Raw genomic sequence first — 23,257 nt, 5'->3', positions numbered from 1 at the left:
AAGAATCCGCTACGACATCCGCTACGAAAGAGGTCGGTCATGGCTTTCCTTTCCACCGAGGTCCCCGGCGACGAGCGGGCCACGCTCCTGGCCTTCGTCGAGTCCCAGCGGGGCGCGCTCCGCGAGACGTTGGAGGGACTGACCGCCGAGCAGGCGGCGAGCCGCCCGACCGTGAGCGAGCTGTCCCTGTCCGGGCTGGTCAAGCACGCGGCCGAAGTGGAGTACAACTGGCTGCGGATGGCCCAGCAGCGGCCCAACGACCGGCTGCGCTCGGCGGGGGACTACCAGGACGGGTTCCGGCTGAGCGACGAGGAGAGCATCGGCGAGGTGCTGGCCTTCTGGGACCGGGTCAAGGCCGAGCTGATCACGTTCATCGAGGGTGTGCCGAGCCTGGACGACACCTTCCCGCTGCCCGATGCCCCCTGGTTCCCGAAGGACACGAAGGTCTCGATGCGCTGGCTGCTGCTGCACCTGGTGGAGGAGTACGCCCGGCACGCCGGCCACGCGGACATCATCCGGGAGACCGTGGACGGCACCAAGGCGATGGGCTGACGGTCGGGGCAGGTCGGGGCCGGTCGGCTGGATAGCCTGGGGCGCATGTCAGCGATCCGGCTTCTCGTCCTCGGGGCGGTCCGCCAGCACGGGCGGGCCCACGGCTATCAGGTGCGCAACGACCTGGAGTACTGGGGCGCCCACGAGTGGTCGAACGCCAAACCGGGTTCGATCTACCACGCGCTCAAGCAGATGGCCAAGCAGGGAGTGCTGCTCGCGCACGAGGTGGCCCCGAGCGCGGCCGGCGGACCGCCGAGGACCGAGTACGAGGTGACGGACAGCGGCCGGGAGGAGTACTTCCGGCTGCTGCGCACCGCGCTCTCGGCGTACGACCAGAAGCGCGATGCGCTGTCGGCGGCGCTGGGCTTCATGGTGGACCTGCCGCGCGCGGAGGTGCTGGAGCTGCTCGGGCGGCGGCTGAGCGGGCTGGCGGAGTGGCGTACGGCGGTGACCGAGTACTACACGCCGGAGGGCGGCCCGGAACGGCTCGGCCACATCGGCGAGATCATGCACATGTGGGTGCACTCGGCGGATGTGGAGGCGGAGTGGACCCGCGGGCTGATCGCCCGGATCGAGGGCGGGGCCTACTCCTTCGCGGGTGAGGGCGGGGATCCCTTCGTGGGGGTGCTGGCCGAGGGTCAGGAAAATCCGTACGCCCTCTAATCAAGTTTGACTAACCCGGTGGCCGGGTATAGCTTGACCGCCCGCAGCTAGTCAAGTTTGACTATCTGGCGGTCGGTGTCGGACTGGGTGTCGGACTGAGGGAGTGGTTCTTCTGATCGTGCTCGAAGGCGTTCACAAGCGGTACGGCGAAAAGCGCGCCCTGGCAGGACTCGACCTGGAGGTGAAGCCCGGAACCGTGCACGCCGTCCTCGGCCCCAACGGGGCCGGCAAGACCACGGCGGTCCGGGTGATGAGCACCCTGCTCCGGCACGACGAGGGCGTGGTCCGGGTGGCCGGACACGACGTACGGACCGAGGCGGCGGCAGTACGCGCCCGGATCGGCCTGCTCGGCCAGCACGCGGCGCTGGACGAGGAACTGGACGGGCGGCAGAACCTGGAGATGTTCGGCCGGCTCCACCACCTCGGCGCGCGCCGGGCCGGCCTGCGGGCGGACGAGCTGCTGGACCGCTTCGGGCTCGCGGACACCGGCCGCAAACCGGTCAAGCAGTACAGCGGCGGCATGCGCCGGCGCCTGGACCTGGCGGCCTCGCTGCTCACCGAGCCCGCGGTGCTGTTCCTGGACGAGCCGACGACCGGACTGGACCCGCGAGGCCGCTCCGAGGTGTGGAACGCGGTCCGCTCGCTGGTGGGCGGCGGGACGACCGTCCTGCTCACCACCCAGTACCTGGAGGAGGCGGACCGGCTGGCCGACCGGATCGCCCTGGTCGACGGCGGCCGGATCGCCGCCGAGGGCACCGCCCGGGAGCTCAAGGCCCGGGTCGGCGGGGCCCGGGTGGAGGTGGTCCTGGCGGACGGGGTGGCCCTGGCCGCGGCGGCCAGGGCCCTGCCGGGGGCTGCGGTGGACGAGGCGGGCCTCCGCCTCGGCCTGCCCGCGGGCGGGGCGACCGGCGCGGCCGACCTGGCGGCGGCCGTCCGGGCGCTGGACGAGGCGGGGGTGGAGGCGACGGACATTGCGCTGCGGCGGCCGACGCTGGACGAGGTGTTCCTGCAGCTGACCGACGGCGCCACGGAGGTGACCGCATGAGCGCGGCTACGAGTACGAGTGCGAGCACGGGCATCGCCTGGGCGGTGCAGGACTCCTGGACCATGACCCGGCGCGAGCTCGCGCACTGGGGGCGGCAGCCGGTGCAGGTGATCGTCGGGCTGGTCTTCCCGGTGATGATGCTGCTGATGTTCGGCTTCCTGGTCGGCGGCGGGCGCGGCATCGACGGCGACTACGTCGAGTTCCTGGTGCCCGGCATGCTGGCGCTGACCATGGCCTTCGGGCTGGAGGCCACCATGACGGCGGTCACCCAGGATCTGAACAAGGGGGTGATCGACCGGTTCCGGTCCATGCCGATGTCCTCCTCGGCGGTGCTGGTCGGCCGGAGCGCGGCGGACATGATCCAGTCGGCGCTGGGGCTGGCCGTGCTGGCGGGCGTCGGCATGCTCCTGGGCTGGCGCTGGCACGGCTCGCTCCCGGCGGCGCTCACCGCCTTCGGGCTGCTCCTGCTGTTCCGGTTCGCCATGCTGTGGATCGGCATCTGGCTCGGGATGCTGGCGGGCCGGCCGGAGCTGGTGCAGGCGGTCCAGATCCTGGTGTGGCCGGTGGGTTTCCTGTCCAACGCCTTCGCGACCCCGGCGTCCATGCCGGGCTGGCTGGGCGCGGTGGTCGAGTGGAACCCGATGTCGGCGACGGCCACCGCGGTCCGTGACCTGTTCGGCAACCCGGCGGCGGGGTCCGCGTCCTGGGCATCGGACCACGCCGCCCTGCTGGCGGTCCTCTGGCCGGTGCTGCTGCTGGCGGTGTTCTTCCCCCTGGCGGTGGGCCGCTTCCGCGGCCTCAGCCGCTAGCTCAGTTGGCTCAGTGCTTTGACCGGCCGTCTTCCGTCAGTTGGAGCAGGGGGCGGCCGGTCACCAGCAGCCAGGCCGGCAGTACGGCCACGCAGAGCAACGGCAGCACCCCCGGATCGGGCGCCAGCACGCCCGCCGTGAACAGGCTGAGCCAGCCCGACCGGGTGGTTGCCAGCAGTACGCCCAGTACCCCGCAGGTGACCCCCACCACGGGGTGGACGGCGGGCACCAGGGCGTTGGCCGACAGGCCCAGCGCCACCCCGACGAAGACCGCCGGGAAGATGCGCCCGCCCCGGAACCCGGCCGCCGATGCGGTCACCATGGCCACCAGCTTGACCACGCACATCAGCAGCAGCGTGCCCCAGCTGTACGCGCCGATGTCGGCGGTCAGCTCCTTCATCTGTTCCAGGCCCTTGAACAGGGTGAGCCGGCCGCCGAGCGCCCCCAGCAGCCCGAGCACCACGCCCCCGGCGGTCAGGGCGAGTACCGGGTTCCGGAGCGCGTGGAACACCCGGTGCAGGTAGGGGAACACGTAGATCGCGGCCAGGCCGAGCAGCGCGGCCACCGAGACGACCACCAGCGCGGCCAGCAGATCGATCCAGCCGGGCTTGCCGAACTCGGGCAGGTTCGTGCTGAAGGACTGGTCGGAGAGCAGGAAGGCGGTCAGGCCGGCCGCGCCGGCCGCCACCAGCGGCCCGAACAGCCGGTCCCACAGGGGGGTCGTGTCCTTGGTCGTGGACATCGTCTCGGTCAGCACCAGGGCCGCCGCCACGGGCGTGCCGAAGAGGGCGCCGACCGTCCCGGCCGCGCCCAGCCCGACCCACAGCGAGCCCTCCGCAGCCGGGAACGCCCGGTGCCCCAGCCAGTACGCGAGGGCGATGTTCGCGGCGAGGATGGGGTTCTCCGGGCCGAGGCTCACCCCGCCCGCCAGGGTCAGCCCGGCGGCCAGGAGCAGTCCGGGGACCCACCGGGGATCCAGCGGGGTCTCCACCAGCCCGGTGGTGGCCGGGTCCGGGCCGGCGTGGCCGTACACCTTCCACACCACCAGTCCGGCGATCGCACCGATCGAGGTCAGCATGATCATCATCCAGGCCACCGAGTACGGGCCGAGCCCCACCGCGTCCGGCAGGGTCCCCCACAGCACGTCCTGGAGCGCCTCCGCCGCCTTGCTCACCCCGATGTAGAGCAGGGCGGAGCCCACGCCGGCCACCAGCGAGGGGAGGATCAGCGGGAGCAAGGCGCGGGCCTGAGGCGTCATTCGCTTAACGTAAACCGACAAATAGCGCATATCGCGGAGGCGCCGCAGGCTTGCACCTCACGCCGCGTGAGGGCCCACAGTGAAGGGCGTACCCGATCAGAGGAGCGGAAGAAGTGAGCTATTCCGTGGGCCAGGTCGCCGGTTTCGCTTCGGTCACGGTGCGCACCCTGCACCACTACGACGAGATCGGCCTGCTCTCTCCGAGCGGTCGCAGCCACGCGGGCCACCGGCGGTACGAGGACGCCGACCTGGACCGGCTGCAGCGGATCCTGTTCTACCGGGAGCTCGGCTTCCCGCTCGACGAGATCGCGGTGCTGCTGGACGACCCGGACTCGGACCCGCAGGCACACCTGCGCCGGCAGCACGCGCTGCTGTCCGACCGGATCGACCGGCTCCAGCAGATGGCCAAGGCCGTGGAACACGCGATGGAGGCAGGAAAGATGGGCATCAACCTCACCCCCGAGGAGCGGTTCGAGGTGTTCGGGGAGCACGACCCCGAGAGGTACGCGGCGGAGGCCGAGGAGCGGTGGGGCGACACCGAGGCGTACGCCGAATCCCGGCGCCGGACCGCTTCGTACACCAAGGAGGACTGGCAGCGGATGCAGGATCAGACCGCCGACTGGGGTGCCCGCTACACCGCGCTGATGGAGGCCGGCCAGCCGGCCGACGGCGAGCGGGCGATGGACCTGGCCGAGGAACACCGGCAGCACATCCGGACCTGGTTCTACGACTGCACGTACGACGTCCACTGCTGCCTGGGCGAGATGTATGTCGCGGACGAGCGGTTCAAGGCGTTCTACGACGCGATGCGGCCCGGGCTGGCCGAGCACCTGCGGGACGCGATCATGGCGAACGCCGTCCGGAAGGCATAGCTGGAACCGGGGGGTGGCGGTGTGCGTTGATAATTGAGGGCACGACCTCCCGATGCACCGCCACCCCACCCCGAATTCCAGGAGTCCGGATCTCGTGAACACGCTTGCCCTCGCCCCGGAGTGGCTGTCCCCGGACTACCTGATCTCGAACTTCGGGCTGCCCGGCATCCTGATCATCGTCTTCGCGGAGTCGGGGCTGTTCGCCTTCCTCCCGGGGGACTCTCTGCTGTTCACGGCCGGTCTGCTGGTCGCGGACGGGAAGTACATCACGCAGCCGCTGTGGCTGGTGTGCACCCTGATCGTGGCCGCCGCGATCATCGGTGACCAGGTCGGCTACATGATCGGCAAGTTCTTCGGGCCGAAGCTGTTCAACCGGCCGAACTCGAAGCTCTTCAAGCGGGAGAACCTCGACAAGGCGCACGAGTTCATGGACAAGCACGGCCCCAAGGCCATCGTCCTCGCCCGGTTTGTCCCGATCATCCGGACCTTCGCGCCGATGGTCGCGGGCGCCGGCTCCATGAAGTACCGCACCTTCCTGACGTACAACATCATCGGCGGCGTCTGCTGGGGTGCCGGTGTGACCGCCGCCGGTTACTGGCTCGGCCAGATCGATTTCATCAAGGAGAACGTCGAGCCGATCCTGGTCGGCATCGTGCTGGTCTCGGTCATCCCGGTGGTCATCGAGGTCATGAAGGCCCGCAAGGAGTCCCGCGAGGCCGCCGCTGCCGAGGGCATCGACCCGGCCGACGCCTCGGCCCCCGCCCCGACCCAGAACGGCCGCGGTCGCCACGCCAAGCGCTGAGCGCACCGCACGCCCCCGCGGGGCCGGAGCTGCCACGGGCGGCTCCGGCCCCGCGGCCGTGTCCGGACAGGACCTAGAAGCCGCGGGTCCGCTTTGCCGCGCGGCGTTTGGCGGCGCTCGTCGCCCCCGGCATCCGCATGAACAGCCGCGAGGTCTCCGAGCCCAGGTTCACCCCGATGGCGATGGCCAGCGCGATCGCCGCCGCGTTGATCAGCGAGGCCAGCCCGGCGTCCAGCCGGTTCTCGGCGATGGACAGCAGCCCGTAGTACGTCGCCGAGCCCGGCAGCAGCGGCCCGATCGCCGCCGTGACGTACGGCAGGGCCGAGGCGTACCGGTAGCGCGAGAAGAGCTGCCCGAACAGGCCGACCAGCCCGGCCGCGATCGCGGTCGACGGCACCGGCGGGAGCTCGGCCGCCCGCAGCGCACCGAAGGTCACCCAGGCGACCCCGCCGTTCAGCGTCACGATCCACACGGTGGACCGCTCCTGCTGGAGCAGGATCGCGAAGGTGAACACCAGCACCATCGAGGCGGCGATCTGGAGCAGCGGCCGGCTCGGGATCTGGAGCACGTCGTCGGGATTGGGCGCGGCGCCCATCTGGAGGCCGACGTAGAGCACCGCCAGCACCCCGATGATGATCCCGATGAACAGGTACATCACCTCCAGCAGCCGGGCCGAGGCGGTGATGTAGTAGCCGGTCAGGCCGTCCTGCACGGCGGCCACCAGCGCGCGGCCGGGCAGCAGCGCGAACAGCCCGCCGGTGATCACTGCGGAGGACCGGACGTCGATCTCGGCGAGCTTGATGGCCACGCCGATCGCGGCGGGCGGCATCGCCGCCATCACGAACTGGTAGAACTCCGGCAGCCCGCGGCCCGCGCAGAACCAGGCCAGCCGGTCGCCCAGGACCGCGCCGAGCACAGCGGCGAAGAACACGAACACCCCGCCGCCGACCAGCGTGGAGGCGGCACCGGCGAGCAGTCCGGCGGCGGCCGTGAGCACCCAGGTGGGGTACGGGTGCCGGTTCCGGCGGATCTCCGCCAGGCGCCGGTAGGCCTCCTCCAGGGAGATGTCGATCTCGGGCGCGCTGATGTCGTCCACCAGCTGGTACACGGCGGCCAGCCGGGTGTAGTCGGTGCCCCGGCGGCGGACCGTCCGGCTCGCCGAGACCGGGTCGTCGACCAGGGAGGGCTGGTGGGTGATCGACAGCATCGTGAAGGTGACGGTCGGCTCGCAGCGGTCCAGACCGTAGCTGCGGGACACCGCGAACATCGCGGCCTCGACGTCCTCCGCGCCCTCGCCGCCGGCCAGCAGCAGCTCGCCGATCCGCAGGGTCAGGTCGAGCACCCTGCCGACGGGCGGCCCGGCCTCGCTCGGCTTCTGCGCGGGCTCGGCCACCGGACGGATGTCCACCGGCATCCGGAGCATCGTCCGCATCCGGTCCTGCCAGGGCGAATCCTTGATCCGGCCGAGCGGGAGGCCCTGCCCGGGGGTCTGGGCGTGCGGGGAGTTGGCGGCCCGGTAGGTGCTGGGCGTGGCGAACGAGGAGCCTTCCCGTTCGGCTGCGGCCGACTCGGTGCCCGCCGGAAGGGCGAATTCTGAGGTCGGGGCGTCCTCGGGCGGTACCCCCGGGCTCGTTCCGGAGGGTGTGGTGAAGGCGCTCCGCGCCTCGTCGGAGCGAGGCTTGCGGTCCTCTGCCCCCTCGGCTCCCTCTGCCCCCTCGGGCTCTGCCGCCACGCGCCCTCCAGTCCCCAGTCCCCGGCCCCGTTCCCAGGTCACCGGCCAGGGTCACCGGGCACCCGGGTATCAGTATGCGGAATCGTTTCGTCCACGGCTGCCCCGGATACGCCGAAGGGCACCCCCGGTCGACCGGGAGTGCCCTTCGGGACAGCGGTGGGGCGGAATCAGTGGTGGCCGCCCTGCGCCTGCAGGCGCTTGAAGGAGGCCTCGATCTCGGCCTCGGCCTCGGTGCGGCCGACCCAGTTGGCGCCTTCGACCGACTTGCCCGGCTCCAGGTCCTTGTAGACCTCGAAGAAGTGCTGGATCTCCAGGCGGTCGAACTCGGAGACGTGGTGGATGTCGCGCAGGTGCTCGACGCGCGGGTCGGAGGCCGGCACGCAGAGCAGCTTGTCGTCGCCGCCCGCCTCGTCCGTCATCCGGAACATGCCGATCGCGCGGCACTTGATCAGGCAGCCGGGGAAGGTCGGCTCGTCCAGGATGACCAGCGCGTCCAGCGGGTCGCCGTCCTCGCCGAGGGTGTTCTCGACGAAGCCGTAGTCGGCCGGGTAGCTGGTGGAGGTGAACAGGCGACGGTCCAGGCGGATCCGGCCGGTCTCGTGGTCCACCTCGTACTTGTTCCGCGAACCCTTGGGGATCTCGATGGTGACGTCGAACTCCACGTCCTGCTCCTCCATGATCAGCTTCTGCAAGCTCGATTGCTTCGAGTGATAGCGCGTCCGGCCCAGCCCTGCGGGTGGGGTGCCATGCTCGCGGCAAGACGCAGTGGTTAAGTGTCCCTCACGCACACGTGTGATCGCGAAAGGGGCTGGTCCGAGATGCCATTGATCAGAACCTGGCAGCTCGTCGCTGGTTCGGCCGCCGTAGGCCTGGTCCTGTCGGCCGGCGCGGTGGTGGCCGCCGGTCCGTGGGACTCCGGCCAGCGTAAGGCCGAGCGGGACGTGGCCGCCTCCCGGGGTCGGACGGGTGGCACAGATCACGGGGAACGGCGGCTTCCGCAGGCCGCGCCCAGTGCCCCCGGCGTCCTGTCCGCCGTACTGGCGCCCGGTGCGGCCCCCGGGTCGGTGGTCGGCGGCGGGGGCGGTCGGCAGCCGGCCCCGCCCGGCACCGGCGCCCCCCATGCCCCCGCCCCCGACGCGGCGGCGCTGGCCGCGGCCCTGAAGCCGCTGCTGGCCGATCCCGCGCTCGGCGGGCTGCGTACCGCCTCGGTCCTCGACACGGCCACCGGCACCGTCCTCTACCAGGCGAAGCCGGAAGAGCCGGTCACCCCCGCCTCCACCGTCAAGATCGCCACCGCGGCGGCTGCGCTGGCCGCCCTCGGGCCCGAGCACCGCTTCGCCACCACCGTGGTCCCCGGCCCCGGGGCCGGCCACATCGTCCTGGTCGGCGGCGGCGACCCCTCCCTCACCGCGAAGAAGAAGGCCCCGGCCGGCTCCGGCGGCAGCCTGGTCGCGCTCGCCGCCGACACCGCCCAGGCCCTCAAGGCCGCCAACACCACCAGCGTCACCCTCGGCTACGACGACTCCCTCTACTCCGGGCCCGTCCGCCACCCGATCGGCACCCTCGACAACATCGCCCCGGTCACCGCCCTGACGGCCGACGAAGGACGCCCCGACAACTCCTTCTCCGGCCCGGTCGACCGCACCGCGGACCCCTCCGGGGACACCGCCCGCGCCTTCGCGGCCCTGCTCCGCGAACGCGGCATCAAGGTCACCGGCAGCCCCGCCCGCGCCACCGCCCCGGCCGGCGCCACACCGCTGGCCGCCACCCGGTCCACCCCGGTCGCCGGCCTGGTCGAGCGGATGCTCACCCACAGCGACAACGACATCGCCGAGGCTCTGGCCCGGCAGACCGCCCTGGCCTCCGGGCAGCCCGCCAGCTTCGAGGGCGCGGAGAAGGCCGTCGCCGCCAAGCTCAACGGCCTCGGCCTGGACCTCACCGGCAGCCGCTTCGCCGACGGCAGCGGCCTCAACCGCGCGGACAAGGTCTCCGCCGGACTCCTCACCGGCCTCCTCGCCAAGGCCGCCGACCCGGCCCGGCCGGAACTCCGCCCGGTGCTCACCGGCCTCCCGGTGGCCGGCTTCACCGGCACCCTGCGCACCCGCAACTCCGGCAGCTCCCCGGGCGCCGGACTGGTCCGCGCCAAGACCGGCACCCTGCGCGGGGTCAACGCGCTGGCGGGCACTGTGGTCACGCCCTCCGGGCGACTGCTCTCCTTCGCCTTCCTGGCGGCGGACAACGACGACGGCCCGGCGGCGGAGAAGGCCCTGGACAAGCTGGCCGCCGCGGTCGCGACCGCCGGATAGCCCCGGACAGGCCCGGATGAGCCTGGACGGGCCCGGCGAGGTCCTGCCGTCCGCAGGGCTCCGCACCGGGCCCCGCCCACGTACGGTTGACGCATGACGAGCCTCGGTGGTGCTGCAACAGGGATGGTCGACTGGAACCTCGCGGTGACGACTGCGACCCGACTGGTACGGCCCGGCCCGGAGGTCACCCGGGACGAGGCCCGGGCCGTGGTGGCCGAGCTGCGCGAGTACGCCAGGACCTCGGAACGGCATGTCCGCGCGTTCACCCGGATGATTCCCGAGGGCGCGGCCGTCGAGGACACCCCCGTCCTGGTCGTCGACCGGGCCGGCTGGGTCAGGGCCAATGTCGCCGGCTTCCGGGAGCTCCTCGGGCCGCTGCTCGGCCGGATCCAGGACCGCCGCGGTGCGGCCCCCGGCGGCGCCGTCCTCGGCGCGGTCGGCGGCAAGGTCACCGGCGTCGAGCTGGGCATGCTGCTCAGCTTCCTGGCCTCCCGGGTGCTCGGCCAGTACGAGACCTTCGCGCCGGTCACCCGCGAGCTGCCCGGCTCCGCGGCCGGCGGCGGCCGGCTCCTCCTGGTCGCCCCCAACATCGTGCACGTCGAACGCGAGCTCGGCGTCTCCCCGCAGGACTTCCGGATGTGGGTCTGCCTGCACGAGGAGACGCACCGTACCCAGTTCACCGCCGTCCCGTGGCTCCGCGACCACCTGCAGGGCGAAATCCAGTCGTTTCTCGGCGCCACCGAGATGGACCCGATGAGCGTGCTCGAACGGCTCCGCGAGGCCGCCCAGTCGCTGGCCGGCGCCCGTCCCGAGGGCGAACGCGGCGACGAGGGACGCTCGCTGGTCGAACTCGTCCAGACCCCGGAGCAGCGCGAGGTGCTCGGCCGGCTCACCGCCGTGATGTCCCTGCTGGAGGGACACGCCGACTACGTCATGGACGGGGTCGGACCCGAGGTGGTGCCCTCGGTCGCCGAGATCCGCGAGAAGTTCCAGCAGCGCCGGGCCAGCGGCGCCGGCCGCCTCGACGCAGCCCTGCGCAAGCTGCTCGGCCTGGACGCCAAGCTCCGCCAGTACCGGGACGGCGAGCGGTTCGTACGCGCCGTCGTCGAGCAGGTCGGCATGGACGGGTTCAACCGGGTCTGGACCTCACCGAACACCCTCCCCACCAAGGCGGAGATCGCCAAGCCCGCGGACTGGGTGGCCCGCGTACACCGCAAGGGGACGGGCGAACAGGCGTAAACATGTCCCACTGGGGGAAGCAGCATCACCCGTCCGAGGGACCGTGGGGCGTAGAAGCGCGTGCGATGCTCGGGGAACGGCTCGGTTCTGTCACCATCAACGCACTCTGAGTGACATCTCGATCCCGGGCCACCACGCCTGAAGAGCATTCCGACTCGGTATCCGAACTCCACCGAAGGGCACCGGACATGGGTCCCCATCCTGCGGTCGCGGCGATACGCCTGGCGGTCCGCCGCGTACTCCACGACGTCCTCACCGACCTCACCCCCCGGCCGGACGGGCAGCAGCCGCTCGTCCTCGTCGCCTGCTCCGGCGGCGCCGATTCCATGGCGCTCGCCTCCGCCCTCGCCTTCGAGGCCCCCAAACTCGGCGTCCGGGCCGGCGGAGTCACCGTCGACCACGGTCTCCAGCCCGGCTCCGACCTCCGCGCCGCCGAGGTGGTCAGCCGTATGACCGCGCTCCGCCTGGAACCGGTGGAGTCCGTCGCCGTGCGCGTCGGCCGCGACGGCGGACCCGAGGCTGCCGCCCGCGATGCCCGGTACGCCGCCCTCGACTCTGCCGCCGAACGGCTCGGGGCCGCCGCCGTGCTGCTCGGCCACACCCGCGACGACCAGGCTGAAACCGTCCTGCTGGGCCTCGCCCGGGGCTCCGGCATCCGGTCTCTGTCCGGCATGCCCGAGGTCTCCGCCGGCCCCGGTGGGCCCGTCGGCCCCGGCGGATCCCGCCGTGGCGCCCGCTACCGGCGCCCCTTCCTCCAGATCGACCGCCAGACCGCCCGCAAGGCCTGCATGGTCCAGTCCCTCCCCGTCTGGGACGACCCGCACAACATCGACCCGGCGTACACCCGCTCCCGGCTCCGCCACGAGGGACTGCCCGCCCTCGAGAAGGCCCTCGGCAAGGGAGTGGTCGAGGCCCTCGCCCGGACCGCCCAGCTGTCCCGGGACGACGCCGACGCGCTCGACGCCTGGGCCGCCGAGGCCGAGGGGACCGTACGGGACGAATTCGGCCGCCTGGAGTGCGCCAAGCTGTACGCCCTGCCGCCGGCCGTCCGCCGCCGGGTGCTGCGCCGGGCCGTGGTCGCGGCCGGGTCCCCGGCGGGCTCGCTCTTCGCCCGCCACATCGAGGAAGTCGACCGGCTCATCACCGGCTGGCGCGGCCAGGGCGCCATCAACCTGCCCGGCCGGGTCGAGGCCCAGCGTCAGGGTGGCAGACTTGTCATCCGGCAGGGCTGATGGCACAACGAAAGTGATGTAGCGGGTGGACGAGAAGGACATGGGTGCCGACCTCAAGTCGGTGCTCATCACCAAGGAAGAGATCGACGCGAAGCTGGCCGAGCTGGCCGCGAAGATCGACGCGGAGTACGCGGGCAAGGACCTGCTCATCGTCGGCGTCCTCAAGGGCGCGGTGATGGTGATGGCGGACCTGGCGCGCGCCTTGTCCACCCCGCTCACCATGGACTGGATGGCGGTGTCCTCCTACGGCGCCGGAACCCAGTCCTCCGGTGTGGTCCGGATCCTCAAGGACCTGGACACCGACATCAAGGGCAAGCACGTCCTGATCGTCGAGGACATCATCGACTCGGGTCTGACGCTTTCCTGGCTGCTGTCGAACCTGGGTTCGCGCGAGCCGGCCTCCCTCGAGGTGGTCACGCTGCTGCGCAAGCCCGAGGCCGCGAAGGTCGCGATCGACGTCAAGTGGATCGGCTTCGACATTCCGAACGAGTTCGTCGTGGGCTACGGCCTCGACTACGCGGAGAAGTACCGCAACCTGCCCTTCGTGGGCACGCTCGCCCCGCACGTCTACGGCGGCTGAACCTGCGCGCGGCCCCAGGGAACCCTGGGGCCGCTCCCGCCGTTGGAGGTTCGAAGGCGGGTCTGTCAGCCGTACCGCAGGGCAGCGGGTGACAATACAGGGGTACATTCCGAAGAACAGTCTTTACTCACAGCAGCATTTACCTACGGGCAGGAGGGACGGGGCGATCACCGCCCCGTATGGATGGACGTGAAGCGATACTTCCGTGGGCCGGTCATGTGGATCGTGCTGGCCGTCCTCGCCGTGGTCGTGTTGATGAACGTCGTCGGCTCCGGCGGCGGCTATAAGTCAGTGGAGACCAGCGAGGTCGTCCAGGCGATCAACCAGAACCAGGTGCAGACAGCAAAGCTCACCACTGGTGACAGCCAGATGATCAAGATCGAGCTGAAGGACGGCCAGCAGCTCGGCGACAACAAGGGCAGCAAGTTCCAGGCCAACTACATCGGCGACCAGGGTGTGCAGCTGGCGACGATCCTCGACACCAAGGTCAAGGACCAGCAGCTCCCCGACGGGTACACCGTCTCCCCGGACAAGACCAGCCCGTTCCTGAGCGTGCTGCTCTCGCTCCTGCCCTTCGTCCTCATCGTCGTGGTCTTCCTGTTCCTGATGAACCAGATGCAGGGCGGCGGCTCCCGAGTGATGAACTTCGGGAAGTCCAAGGCCAAGCTGATCACCAAGGACACCCCGAAGACGACCTTCGCCGACGTGGCGGGCTCGGACGAGGCGGTCGAGGAACTCCACGAGATCAAGGAGTTCCTCCAGGAGCCGGCGAAGTTCCAGGCCGTCGGCGCCAAGATCCCCAAGGGCGTGCTGCTGTACGGCCCGCCCGGCACCGGCAAGACGCTCCTCGCGCGCGCCGTCGCGGGCGAGGCCGGTGTCCCCTTCTACTCGATCTCCGGTTCCGACTTCGTCGAGATGTTCGTCGGTGTCGGTGCCTCCCGGGTCCGCGACCTCTTCGAGCAGGCCAAGGCCAACGCCCCGGCCATCGTCTTCGTCGACGAGATCGACGCCGTCGGCCGGCACCGCGGTGCGGGCCTCGGCGGCGGCCACGACGAGCGCGAGCAGACCCTCAACCAGCTGCTCGTCGAGATGGACGGCTTCGACGTGAAGGGCGGCGTCATCCTGATCGCCGCCACCAACCGGCCCGACATCCTCGACCCGGCGCTCCTGCGCCCCGGCCGCTTCGACCGGCAGATCGCCGTCGACCGTCCGGACATGCAGGGCCGTCTGGAGATCCTCAAGGTCCACCAGAAGGGCAAGCCGGTCGCTCCGGACGTCGACCTCTCGGCCGTCGCCCGCCGCACCCCCGGCTTCACCGGTGCCGATCTCTCCAACGTCCTCAACGAGGCCGCGCTGCTCACGGCCCGCTCGGACAAGAAGCTGATCGACAACCACATGCTGGACGAGGCGATCGACCGCGTCGTGGCCGGCCCGCAGAAGCGGACCCGGATCATGTCGGACCGGGAAAAGAAGATCACCGCGTACCACGAGGGCGGTCACGCCCTGGTCGCGGCGGCCTCCCCGAACTCCGACCCGGTGCACAAGATCACCATCCTGTCCCGCGGCCGGGCCCTCGGCTACACGATGGTGCTGCCGGACGAGGACAAGTACTCGACCACGCGCAACGAAATGCTCGACCAGCTGGCCTACATGCTGGGCGGGCGCGCGGCCGAGGAACTGGTCTTCCACGACCCGACCACGGGCGCCGCGAACGACATCGAGAAGGCCACGGCCACGGCCCGCGCGATGGTCACGCAGTACGGCATGACCGAGCGACTGGGCGCGATCAAGTTCGGCGGCGACAACACCGAGCCGTTCCTGGGCCGCGAGATGTCGCACCCGCGGGACTACTCGGAAGAGGTCGCGGCGCTGGTCGACGAAGAGGTCAAGAAGCTCATCGAGACCGCGCACAACGAGGCCTGGGAGATCCTGGTCGAGAACCGGGACGTCCTGGACAACCTGGTCCTCGCGCTGCTGGAGAAGGAGACGCTGGGCAAGGAGGAGATCGCCGAGGTCTTCTCGACCATCGTCAAGCGCCCGGCCCGCCCCGCGTGGACCGGCTCCGCCCGCCGCACCCCGTCGACCCGCCCGCCGGTGCTCTCTCCCAAGGAGCTCCAGCTGACGAACTCGGCGAACGGCATGACCGCCGTGTCTCCGGTTTCCACGGACAAGGGCATCGAGGTGGCCCCGGAGGACCGCCCCGAGGTCTGACACAGTCCCGACCGGCCGACAGGCCCGGAATGACTGCCGCACCCCCCAGGTTCTAGCCTGGGGGGTGCGGCACTTTCGTGGGCCGGCGATTTTGGACAGGAACGAGGCACAGCAGATGACCGACCCAGTGACCCTGGACGGCGAGGGTACGATCGGCGAGTTCGACGAGAAGCGCGCCGAAGCGGCAGTCCGCGAACTCCTCATCGCGGTCGGCGAGGACCCGGAGCGCGAGGGCCTTCTGGAGACGCCGGGGCGGGTGGCGCGGGCGTACCGGGAGATATTCGCGGGCCTGTGGCAGAAGCCCGAAGAGGTCCTGACCACGACGTTCGACCTGGGTCACGACGAGATGGTCCTGGTGAAGGACATCGAGGTCATGAGTTCCTGTGAACACCACCTGGTGCCGTTCCACGGCGTGGCGCACGTCGGCTACATCCCGTCCACGGACGGCAAGATCACCGGTCTGTCGAAGCTGGCCCGCCTGGTCGACGTCTACGCCCGCCGCCCCCAGGTCCAGGAGCGCCTGACCACCCAGATCGCGGACTCCCTGATGGAGATCCTGGAGCCGCGCGGCGTGATCGTGGTCGTCGAGTGCGAGCACATGTGCATGACCATGCGCGGGGTCCGCAAGCCCGGCGCGAAGACCATCACCTCGGCGGTGCGCGGCCAGCTCCGTGACGTGGCCACCCGCAACGAGGCCATGTCGCTGATCATGGCGCGATGACATCCGGCGCCCGCCGGACCTCGTCCCCGGCGGAGCAGGGGCAGGAGCAGGAGAAGGAGCCCGGCGCCCGGGGCCCGGCGCCGGGTCAGGCGTGGGCCGGGGCCTTGCCCGGGTCGTCGTCCTCCGGGAGTTTGCAGACGCGCTCCAGGAACAGGGCCGCTGCGATGACCCCCGCGCCCGCCAGGACCGCGCATGCGGCGTAGACCGCCTGGTCGCGGCGGGCCGGGACCTGGGTGAGGTCCGCGAGCAGCAGGAACACGCCGACGCCGCCGTACATGCCGGCCACCAGGGCCGCGACCAGCGCACTGGCCTGGCCGAAGACCACCGCACGGGCCGCCATCAGGGGCTCGACCCCCTTGGCGCCCGGGCGGCGCTCCCGCTGCGCCTTCAGCCGGGCGCGCAGGGACAGGGCGGTGGCCAGCAGGACCACCGCGATGACGGCCAGCACGATGGGGGCGGCCAGCGGAACACCCGGCAGGGTGCCATAGGTGTTCCACAGCCGGGCGCCGGCCCAGGACAGGATCCCGGCGACCACGAAGATGCCGGCGAGGACCCCCAGCCGAAGTTGCTTCATGTGCCCGTTCCCCGTTCTCGTCCGATACCGCGTGTCACGGGTTCAGGCTAACGAACGCTTAGTCGGGGAGGTGGAGTTCCAGGTCCGGGCGCGGGGTGATGGTGGTGCGGTCGAGGTTGGCCAGGAGGGTTGCGACCGGGCCGAGGCCGGGGAGCTGGGCCTCCGGGTCGATGTCGTGCCAGGGGGCGAGCACGAAGGCACGCTGGTGGGCGCGCGGGTGCGGGAGGGTGAGCACCGGGTCGGCCGAGACGACGTCGGCGTACGTGATGATGTCGACGTCGAGGGTGCGGGCGCCCCAGCGCTCCTCGCGGACCCGGTGGAAGGCCTCCTCGATGGCGTGCCCGCGCTCCAGCAGGGAGGACGGGGGCAGGGTGGTCTTCAGGGCCACCACGGCGTTGAAGTACGCGGGCTGGGAGCCCGGTTCCACGCCCCAGGGCTCGGTCTCGTACACGGGTGAGACCGCCTTGACCCGCAGGCCCGGGGTGTCGCCGAGGGCGTCCACGGCGCCCTGGAGGGTCTCCAGGCGGTTGCCGAGGTTGGCGCCGAGGGCGATCACGGCCCATTTGGGGTTGGACAGGGTCACGTCGGCTGCGTCGACCGCCTCGACGACGGAGGCGGGGACGGGCTGCACCGTGGGGTCGCTCTGGGTCTGGTTCATGCGCGGCTCCGGGTGATCGTGATGGTCACATCGTCGAAGGGGACGGTGATCGGCGCGTCCGGCTTGTGGACGACGACCTCGACCTGCGCCACCGCTTCGTGTTTCAGGCACTGCTGGGCGATCCGCTCGGCGAGCGTCTCGATCAGGTCGACCGGCTCGCCCTGGACCACGTCCACGACCTCCTCGGCCACCACGCCGTAGTGCACGGTCTTCGCCAGGTCGTCGTCGGCCGCCGCGGGGCGGGTGTCGATGTGCAGCACCAGGTCGACGATGAAGGTCTGGCCTTCCTCGCGCTCCCGGGGGAAGACGCCATGGTGCCCGCGGGCCTTGAGGCCGCGCAGCGCGACACGATCCACGCGAATCACTCCTGTTTCGTAGGTTTCTTTCCTACGCCGAGTGCGGTCGGCGTCGTCTGCCGTCGAATTTACCTGCGATAAACAGCAAACCGTGCGATCGAGGTCACGCCGTCTCCTCGTCCTCCTCGTCTTCGTCCTCGGTGAGGACCGGAGAACCGTGGTGGGACCAGAGCCGCCACCCCTCGGATGTGCGTCGAAACACATTTGTGGCGACGACCAGCTGGCCGACGAGCGGGCCGAGGTCCTGGCCCTCCTCGGCGGGGCCCCCGCTGAGGATGTTCTCGGTGCAGGTGACGACGGCGGTGTCACTGATGACGGAGACCTTGGTGTCGGTCAGGAAGAACTGGATGTAGTCCGTGTGGGACATGATCAGGGCGTAGGAGCGGAGCACCTCGCCGCGGCCGGTGAGGACCGGCCAGCCGGGGTGCACGCAGGAGATCTCGTCGTCGAGCCAGAGCCCCGACAGGGCGTCGAAGTCCCCCCGCTCCATGGCCTCGTAGAAGGCCGTGTTGACCTCTTCGACCGCCTCGATGTCGGTTCTGCTCACCTGGCTCCTCTCGCTCCTGTCCGGATTCCGGGACGACCACATGGACGGATCAGACGGATCACATGGCTCCTTCCACGGCGCGCGCGACCCGAACCGCGTCCGCGGTGGCCCGCACCTCGTGGACCCGGACGGCCCAGGCGCCCTCGTGGGCGGCGATGGCGGACACGGCGGCGGTGGCGGCGTCCCGTTCGCGGGCGGGCGGCGGGGTGCTCTGCCCGTTCCCGGCCAGTACGCGGCCCAGGAAGCGCTTGCGGGAGGCGGCGACCAGCAGCGGGAAGCCGAGGGCGCGCAGCTCGCGGAGGTGGGCGACGAGGGCGAGGTCGTGTTCGGCCTGCTTGGCGAAGCCGAGGCCGGGGTCGACGACCACGCGCTCGGGGGCGATCCCGCCGGCGATGACGGCATCGATGCGGGTCCGGAGTTCGGCGGTGACCTCGCCGACCACGTCCTCGTACACGGCGAGGCTGTTCATGCCCTCGCTGAAGCCGCGCCAGTGCATGACCACGAACGGCACCTGGCAGTCGGCGACGGCCGGGATCATGCGGGGGTCGGCGAGGCCGCCGCTGACGTCGTTGACCAGGAGCGCGCCGGCCGCGACGGCCTGCTCGGCGACCTCGGCCCGCATGGTGTCGACCGAGACGGTGACCCCTTCGGAGACCAGGCCGCGGACGACCGGGACGACCCGGCGGAGCTCCTCGTCGGCGTCCACCCGGCTGGCGCCGGGCCGGGTGGACTCGCCGCCGACGTCCACCAGGTCGGCGCCCTGGGAGACGAGGTCGAGGCCGCGCTTGACGGCCGCGGTGGTGTCGAACCAGCGGCCACCGTCGGAGAAGGAGTCGGGCGTGACGTTGACCACGCCCATGACCGCGCAGCGGTCCCACTCCGGCAGCCCTTCGATCCGGCCCCTGACCTCGGGCCCGCGCATGCTGTTCATGTGTTCCAGGGTAGGGCTGCCTTAGCCGGTCAGGCGGCGCGCACCTCGCGCTCGGGCTGGGGGGTGGACAGCGCGGCCAGCTGGTGGGTGCGGTGGGCGCAGGTGCGGACCGGCTTCGGCCGGCGGCGGGCGGCGAACAGCCGGGGGAGTGCCAGGGTCACGAAGCCCTCGGCCTGCATCGCGGCGAAACCGATGCGGGGCAGGTCGCGGGTGGTGCGGAAGACGACGAAGCGGGGCTCCCAGCGGGGCTGGAACTTGGCGTTGAACTTGTAGAGGGACTCGATCTGGAACCAGCGGGAGAGGAAGACGAGGAGTCCGCGCCAGACGCGCAGGACGGGTCCGGCGCCGATCTTCTCGCCGCGGGCCAGGGCCGAGCGGAACATCGCGAAGTTGAGGGAGACCTTTTCGACCTTGAGGTCGGCGCAGGCCTGCAGGGAGGCCACGATCAGCAGCTCGTTCATGCCGGGGTCGGCGGCGCGGTCGCGGCGCATCAGCTCCAGGGACATGCCGTCGGAGCCCCAGGGGACGAAGTGGAGGACGGCTTTGAGGTCGCCGAAGGGGCTGGTGTCGCCCTCCTCCGTCCGGTGGGCGGTGGCTATCACGCAGTCGCCGTCGCCGGGGTCGCCGACCCGGCCCAGTGCCATGGAGAAGCCGCGCTCGGTGTCGGTGCCGCGCCAGGCGTCGGAGGCGCCGCGTACGGCGTCCAGCTCGGCTTCGGTGAGCTCGCTGACCCGGCGGACCTTGGTGGTGTAGCCGTTGCGCTCGATGCGCTTGACCATCTGGCGGACGTTGCGCATGGCGCGGCCCGAGAGGGAGAAGTCCTTGGCGTCGACGATGGCCTCGTCGCCGAGTTCCAGTGCGTCCAGGCCGGTCTCGCGGGTCCAGACCTCGCCGCCGGTCTCGCTGCAGCCCATCACGGCGGGGGTCCAGGAGTGGATCTTGGCTTCCGCCATGAACCGCTCGATGGCGCCGGGCCAGGCTTCGACGTCGCCGATCGGGTCGCCGGAGGCGAGCATCACGCCGGAGACCACGCGGTAGGTGACGGCGGCCTTGCCGCTGGGGGAGAAGACGACGGCCTTGTCGCGGCGGAGCGCGAAGTGGCCGAGGGAGTCGCGGCCACCGTGCTTGGCCAGCAGCTCGCGCAGCTTGGTCTCGTCCTCGTCGGTCAGCCGGGCGGCCGGGTGCTCGGGGCGGAAGGCCAGGTAGACGGTGGTGAGCGCGGTCAGCATGCCGAGGGCGCCGAGGGAGTAGCCGACGGTCCAGGAGACCCGTCCGTAGTAGTCCATCGGGCCCTCGAAGCCGAAGAGCCCGTAGATCACGTGCTGGATCTGCTCGTACAGGCCCGGGTCGCCCTTGAGCCGGCCGGGGTGGGAGTTGACGATGACCAGGCCCAGGCCGATGGAGCCGGCGCTCATCAGGACGAAGTTGGCCAGCGCCTTCCAGCGGCTGCGCGGGTCGGGCAGGGCCTTGAACTCGTTCTGGTGGCGCAGCAGTAGGGCGAGCAGCGCCGCGGCGATCACCACGCCGGTGATCGAGTGGCGGTAGTAGAACTGGGCGACCGCGCCGACCGGCAGCAGCACGACGGCGGCCCGCCAGGCGCGCCGCTTGCGCCGCTTCAGGCCGTGGGCGAGGAGCAGCAGCAGGACGCCCGCGCTGATGGCGAGGGCGGCGGCGAAGGGGCCGAAGGACCCGGGCAGCACCTCGGTGACGGAGTGGATGCGGCTGTGCCGGAAGCGGGGGAAGACGCCCGCGGCGATGTCGAGGAGACCCACGACGGTGACGGCGGTACCGACCAGGCCGGGGACGGACTCCGGCCGTGGCCCGCGGAGCAGTCGCTGGATGCGGTTCGGAACCTGACCGGACTTATCGGCATCTATCCTGCTGGACATCGCTTCCCGTTGCTCCGAGAGAGATCAAGTGGCCGAAGGCCGCGGCAGCCTCCGGAGTGTGCGTCCCTTAGGACGGCATCAAGGGGCGGCGGGTTCACTCTTGCTCCGGAAAAACTCGACCTGTCCTCCAGAAAGTCGGCTTACTCCTCATGGGTCTCACCAGTAATACGGTTCTGGTCCTGGCCATCATCGCCGGTGTGCTGCTCTTCGCGGCGACCGTCTGGCTCTGGCCGCGGCTGGCGGGCCGCACCTGGCGTGCCGTCACCGGCCGTGTCGGACTGCTGCTCGCGACCCAGCTGGCGCTGTTCTCCGCGGTCGGCCTGGCCGCCAACAAGTCCTTCCTGTTCTACGGCTCCTGGGCGGACCTGTTCGGGCAGCAGACGGGGATGGGCAAGGTCGTCGACCACTCGATGAGCAGCCGGGACGTCAAGATCGTCGACAAGCAGCAGCTGGACGTTCCGGGCGGCGACCGGCCGGCCGTGGGCGGGCAGATCCTGAAGGTCGCCATATCGGGGCAGAAGTCGAAGATCGACAGCCCGGGGTACGTGTACCTGCCGCCGGAGTACTTCCAGCCGAAGTACGAGCAGCAGAACTTCCCGGCCTCGATCGTGCTGACCGGCTACCCGGGCACCGCCGAGAACCTGATCAAAGGGCTGAACTACCCGATGACGGCCTTCAAGCAGGCCAAGGCGGGCAAGATGAAGCCGATGATCCTGGTCATGCTGCGGCCGACGGTGGCCCCGCCGCGGGACACCGAGTGCGTGGACATACCGGGCGGCCCGCAGACCGAGACCTTCTTCGCGCAGGACCTGCCGCAGGCCATCAAGGACACCTTCCGGGTCGGTGACAAGGCGCAGAACATGGGCTTCATCGGCAACTCCACCGGTGGCTACTGCGCCCTGAAGATGGCCGTCCACTACCCGCAGACCTTCGGGGCGGGGGCCGGCCTGTCCGCCTACTACCAGGCTCCGGAGGACCCGACGACCGGTGACCTGTTCCACGGCGACGAGCGGCTGAAGAAGCGCGCCGACGTGCTGCACAGCCTGAAGAACAAGCAGCCCACGGGCACCTCCTTCCTGGTCACCACCAGCGAGAAGGGCGAGGGCAACCTCAAGGACACCAAGAAGTTCATCAAGCAGGTCAAGGGGCCCGACCGGGTCTCGTCGATCGTCCTCGACAGCGGCGGCCACAACTTCAACACCTGGCGCCGGGAGATCCCCCCGATGCTGGAGTGGATGAGCGGCCGTATCCAGGCCTGAGCCGCCTTCCCGGGCAGGGTCTACGAGGCCTACGAGGCCTACGCGTCCTGGAGCGGGCCCCGGCGCAGCGCCCGGTGGACCCCCTCCGTGGTGAGGACGCCGGCCAGCTCGCCGGAGTCCGGATCGGTGACCCCGATCCGGCCCGAGTCCTCCTGGAGCAGCACCGCGAGCGCCTCCCGCAGCGAGGCGCCCAGCGGGACCGAGGCGGCCGGCGGGGTGCCGTGGGCCGCCGTCAGGTCGGCCGCCTCCACCGGGGTCACCGCGAGCCGCTTCAGGCTCCGGTCGGCGCCGACGAACCGGGCCACGTACGTATTGGCGGGCGCGGCCAGCACGGTTGCCGGGGCGGCGAACTGCTCGATGGTGCCCTGCCCGTAGACGGCGATCCGGTCGCCGAGCCGGACGGCCTCCTCCAGATCGTGCGTGACCAGCAGGATGGTCTTCCGCACCGATTTCTGCAGGGCGAGGAACTCGTTCTGCAGGCGCTCGCGGACCACCGGGTCCACCGCCCCGAAGGGCTCGTCCATCAGCAGGACCGGCGGATCGGCGGCGAGCGCCCGGGCGACCCCGACCCGCTGCCGCTGCCCGCCGGACAGCTGGTCCGGGTACCGGCCGCCGTACACCGCAGGGTCCAGGCCGACGAGTTCGAGCAGTTCGGCGGCGCGGGCGCGGGCCTTGGCCTTCGGGACGCCGAGGAGCTGCGGCACGGTCGCGGTGTTCTCCAGGACCGTCTTGTGCGGGAACAGTCCGACCTGCTGGATGACGTAGCCGATCCGGCGGCGCAGTTCGACCGGGTCGGCCGCGGCGATGTCCTGGCCGTCCAGCAGGATCCGGCCCCCGGTGGGCTCGATCAGCCGGTTGACCATTTTCATGGTGGTCGTCTTGCCGCAGCCCGACGGCCCCACCAGGGTGACCAGTTCGCCCTCCGTCACCTCGAAGGAGAGGTCGGCGACGGCGGTCGTCCCGTCGGCGTAGCGCTTGGTCACATGCTCGAATCGGATCACTTCGCCATCCTTCCCTACAG

Annotated in this window: 22 protein-coding genes and 1 pseudogene; 13 read left to right on the top strand and 10 right to left on the bottom strand. The window is 71.0% G+C overall.

Annotation, left to right across the window (positions count from 1 at the left end):
- Positions 1 to 39: 39 nt before the first annotated feature.
- The 4 genes from ABT123_RS21145 (at position 40) to ABT123_RS21130 (ending at position 3,069) form a co-directional block, all read left to right on the top strand.
- Positions 40 to 552: a DinB family protein gene (locus tag ABT123_RS21145; protein WP_351316754.1), complete on the top strand. Its 513-nt coding sequence runs from the start codon at positions 40 to 42 to the stop codon at positions 550 to 552.
- Positions 553 to 597: 45 nt separating this feature from the next.
- Positions 598 to 1,215: a PadR family transcriptional regulator gene (locus tag ABT123_RS21140; protein WP_351316751.1), complete on the top strand. Its 618-nt coding sequence runs from the start codon at positions 598 to 600 to the stop codon at positions 1,213 to 1,215.
- A gap of 103 nt (positions 1,216 to 1,318) precedes the next feature.
- Positions 1,319 to 2,260 carry an ATP-binding cassette domain-containing protein gene (locus ABT123_RS21135; RefSeq protein ID WP_351316748.1) on the top strand — a complete coding sequence of 314 codons (942 nt, stop codon included), beginning with the start codon at positions 1,319 to 1,321 and terminating at the stop codon, positions 2,258 to 2,260.
- Positions 2,257 to 3,069: an ABC transporter permease gene (locus ABT123_RS21130; protein ID WP_351316745.1), complete on the top strand. Its 813-nt coding sequence runs from the start codon at positions 2,257 to 2,259 to the stop codon at positions 3,067 to 3,069. Before ABT123_RS21135 ends, ABT123_RS21130 begins: the two co-directional genes overlap by 4 nt.
- A gap of 10 nt (positions 3,070 to 3,079) precedes the next feature.
- On the opposite strand, the gene ABT123_RS21125 is transcribed toward ABT123_RS21130, so the two are convergent.
- Positions 3,080 to 4,327, bottom strand: coding sequence for an ion channel protein (locus tag ABT123_RS21125; RefSeq protein WP_351316742.1), 1,248 nt, complete (start codon positions 4,325 to 4,327; stop codon positions 3,080 to 3,082).
- 113 nt (positions 4,328 to 4,440) lie between these two features.
- On the opposite strand from ABT123_RS21125, the gene ABT123_RS21120 reads away from it, so the two are divergent.
- Both ABT123_RS21120 and ABT123_RS21115 read left to right on the top strand, forming a co-directional pair.
- Positions 4,441 to 5,199, top strand: coding sequence for a MerR family transcriptional regulator (locus tag ABT123_RS21120; RefSeq protein ID WP_351316739.1), 759 nt, complete (start codon positions 4,441 to 4,443; stop codon positions 5,197 to 5,199).
- Between the two features lie 94 nt (positions 5,200 to 5,293).
- A pseudogene (locus ABT123_RS21115) lies at positions 5,294 to 5,944 on the top strand (DedA family protein); the annotation flags it as partial.
- A 130-nt stretch (positions 5,945 to 6,074) separates the two neighbouring features.
- On the opposite strand, the gene ABT123_RS21110 reads toward ABT123_RS21115, so the two are convergent.
- Positions 6,075 to 7,733, bottom strand: coding sequence for a threonine/serine exporter family protein (locus ABT123_RS21110; RefSeq protein WP_351316737.1), 1,659 nt, complete (start codon positions 7,731 to 7,733; stop codon positions 6,075 to 6,077).
- Positions 7,734 to 7,900: 167 nt separating this feature from the next.
- Positions 7,901 to 8,395, bottom strand: a complete 495-nt coding sequence (locus ABT123_RS21105; RefSeq protein WP_150212202.1) for an inorganic diphosphatase — start codon at positions 8,393 to 8,395, stop codon at positions 7,901 to 7,903.
- Positions 8,396 to 8,551: 156 nt separating this feature from the next.
- Here ABT123_RS21105 and dacB point away from each other — a divergent pair, with 156 nt between their 5' ends.
- From dacB to folE, 6 genes are all read left to right on the top strand, one after another.
- Positions 8,552 to 10,039, top strand: a complete 1,488-nt coding sequence (gene dacB, locus ABT123_RS21100) for a D-alanyl-D-alanine carboxypeptidase/D-alanyl-D-alanine endopeptidase (RefSeq protein ID WP_351316734.1) — start codon at positions 8,552 to 8,554, stop codon at positions 10,037 to 10,039.
- Positions 10,040 to 10,132: 93 nt separating this feature from the next.
- Positions 10,133 to 11,278 (top strand): Rv3626c family coenzyme F420 biosynthesis-associated protein, encoded by a 1,146-nt coding sequence (locus tag ABT123_RS21095; RefSeq protein WP_351316731.1) that lies wholly within the window; start codon positions 10,133 to 10,135, stop codon positions 11,276 to 11,278.
- 188 nt (positions 11,279 to 11,466) lie between these two features.
- Entirely contained in the window at positions 11,467 to 12,510 is a 1,044-nt protein-coding gene (tilS, locus tag ABT123_RS21090; RefSeq protein ID WP_351316729.1) for a tRNA lysidine(34) synthetase TilS, read from the top strand.
- Between the two features lie 40 nt (positions 12,511 to 12,550).
- The gene (hpt, locus tag ABT123_RS21085; protein ID WP_351316948.1) at positions 12,551 to 13,090 is read left to right on the top strand and encodes a hypoxanthine phosphoribosyltransferase; all 540 of its coding nucleotides are present in this window, start codon (positions 12,551 to 12,553) and stop codon (positions 13,088 to 13,090) included.
- Positions 13,091 to 13,273: 183 nt separating this feature from the next.
- Positions 13,274 to 15,301 (top strand): ATP-dependent zinc metalloprotease FtsH, encoded by a 2,028-nt coding sequence (gene ftsH / locus ABT123_RS21080; RefSeq protein WP_351316726.1) that lies wholly within the window; start codon positions 13,274 to 13,276, stop codon positions 15,299 to 15,301.
- Positions 15,302 to 15,416: 115 nt separating this feature from the next.
- On the top strand, positions 15,417 to 16,022 hold the full coding sequence (gene folE / locus ABT123_RS21075; protein ID WP_351316723.1) for a GTP cyclohydrolase I FolE: 606 nt from the start codon (positions 15,417 to 15,419) through the stop codon (positions 16,020 to 16,022).
- A gap of 85 nt (positions 16,023 to 16,107) precedes the next feature.
- Here folE and ABT123_RS21070 read toward each other — a convergent pair whose 3' ends face one another.
- The 6 genes from ABT123_RS21070 to ABT123_RS21045 form a co-directional block, all read right to left on the bottom strand.
- Entirely contained in the window at positions 16,108 to 16,596 is a 489-nt protein-coding gene (locus tag ABT123_RS21070; protein WP_351316720.1) for a DUF3180 domain-containing protein, read from the bottom strand.
- A 58-nt stretch (positions 16,597 to 16,654) separates the two neighbouring features.
- Positions 16,655 to 17,254: a 2-amino-4-hydroxy-6-hydroxymethyldihydropteridine diphosphokinase gene (folK, locus tag ABT123_RS21065; protein ID WP_351316717.1), complete on the bottom strand. Its 600-nt coding sequence runs from the start codon at positions 17,252 to 17,254 to the stop codon at positions 16,655 to 16,657.
- Positions 17,251 to 17,610 carry a dihydroneopterin aldolase gene (folB, locus tag ABT123_RS21060; protein ID WP_150209025.1) on the bottom strand — a complete coding sequence of 120 codons (360 nt, stop codon included), beginning with the start codon at positions 17,608 to 17,610 and terminating at the stop codon, positions 17,251 to 17,253. Before folB ends, folK begins: the two co-directional genes overlap by 4 nt.
- Positions 17,611 to 17,713: 103 nt before the next feature.
- A complete protein-coding gene (locus ABT123_RS21055) occupies positions 17,714 to 18,100 on the bottom strand; it encodes a nuclear transport factor 2 family protein (protein WP_502971008.1) in 387 nt (128 codons plus the stop codon).
- A gap of 115 nt (positions 18,101 to 18,215) precedes the next feature.
- Positions 18,216 to 19,088, bottom strand: a complete 873-nt coding sequence (folP, locus tag ABT123_RS21050) for a dihydropteroate synthase (protein ID WP_351316711.1) — start codon at positions 19,086 to 19,088, stop codon at positions 18,216 to 18,218.
- Positions 19,089 to 19,117: 29 nt separating this feature from the next.
- Positions 19,118 to 20,977, bottom strand: coding sequence for a phosphatidylglycerol lysyltransferase domain-containing protein (locus tag ABT123_RS21045; protein ID WP_351316708.1), 1,860 nt, complete (start codon positions 20,975 to 20,977; stop codon positions 19,118 to 19,120).
- A 149-nt stretch (positions 20,978 to 21,126) separates the two neighbouring features.
- Here ABT123_RS21045 and ABT123_RS21040 point away from each other — a divergent pair, with 149 nt between their 5' ends.
- On the top strand, positions 21,127 to 22,236 hold the full coding sequence (locus tag ABT123_RS21040) for an alpha/beta hydrolase (RefSeq protein WP_351316705.1): 1,110 nt from the start codon (positions 21,127 to 21,129) through the stop codon (positions 22,234 to 22,236).
- 38 nt (positions 22,237 to 22,274) lie between these two features.
- Here the strand turns inward: ABT123_RS21040 and ABT123_RS21035 are convergent, their stop codons facing one another.
- Entirely contained in the window at positions 22,275 to 23,237 is a 963-nt protein-coding gene (locus ABT123_RS21035; protein ID WP_351316702.1) for an ABC transporter ATP-binding protein, read from the bottom strand.
- Positions 23,238 to 23,257: the final 20 nt, after the last annotated feature.

The sequence above is a fragment of the Streptomyces sp. NPDC002054 genome (genome assembly GCF_040296685.1).
In the GTDB taxonomy this organism is placed as follows: domain Bacteria; phylum Actinomycetota; class Actinomycetes; order Streptomycetales; family Streptomycetaceae; genus Streptomyces.
Note: the sequence above shows the minus strand (reverse complement) of the source record. Positions and strands in the feature narration are given on the sequence as shown.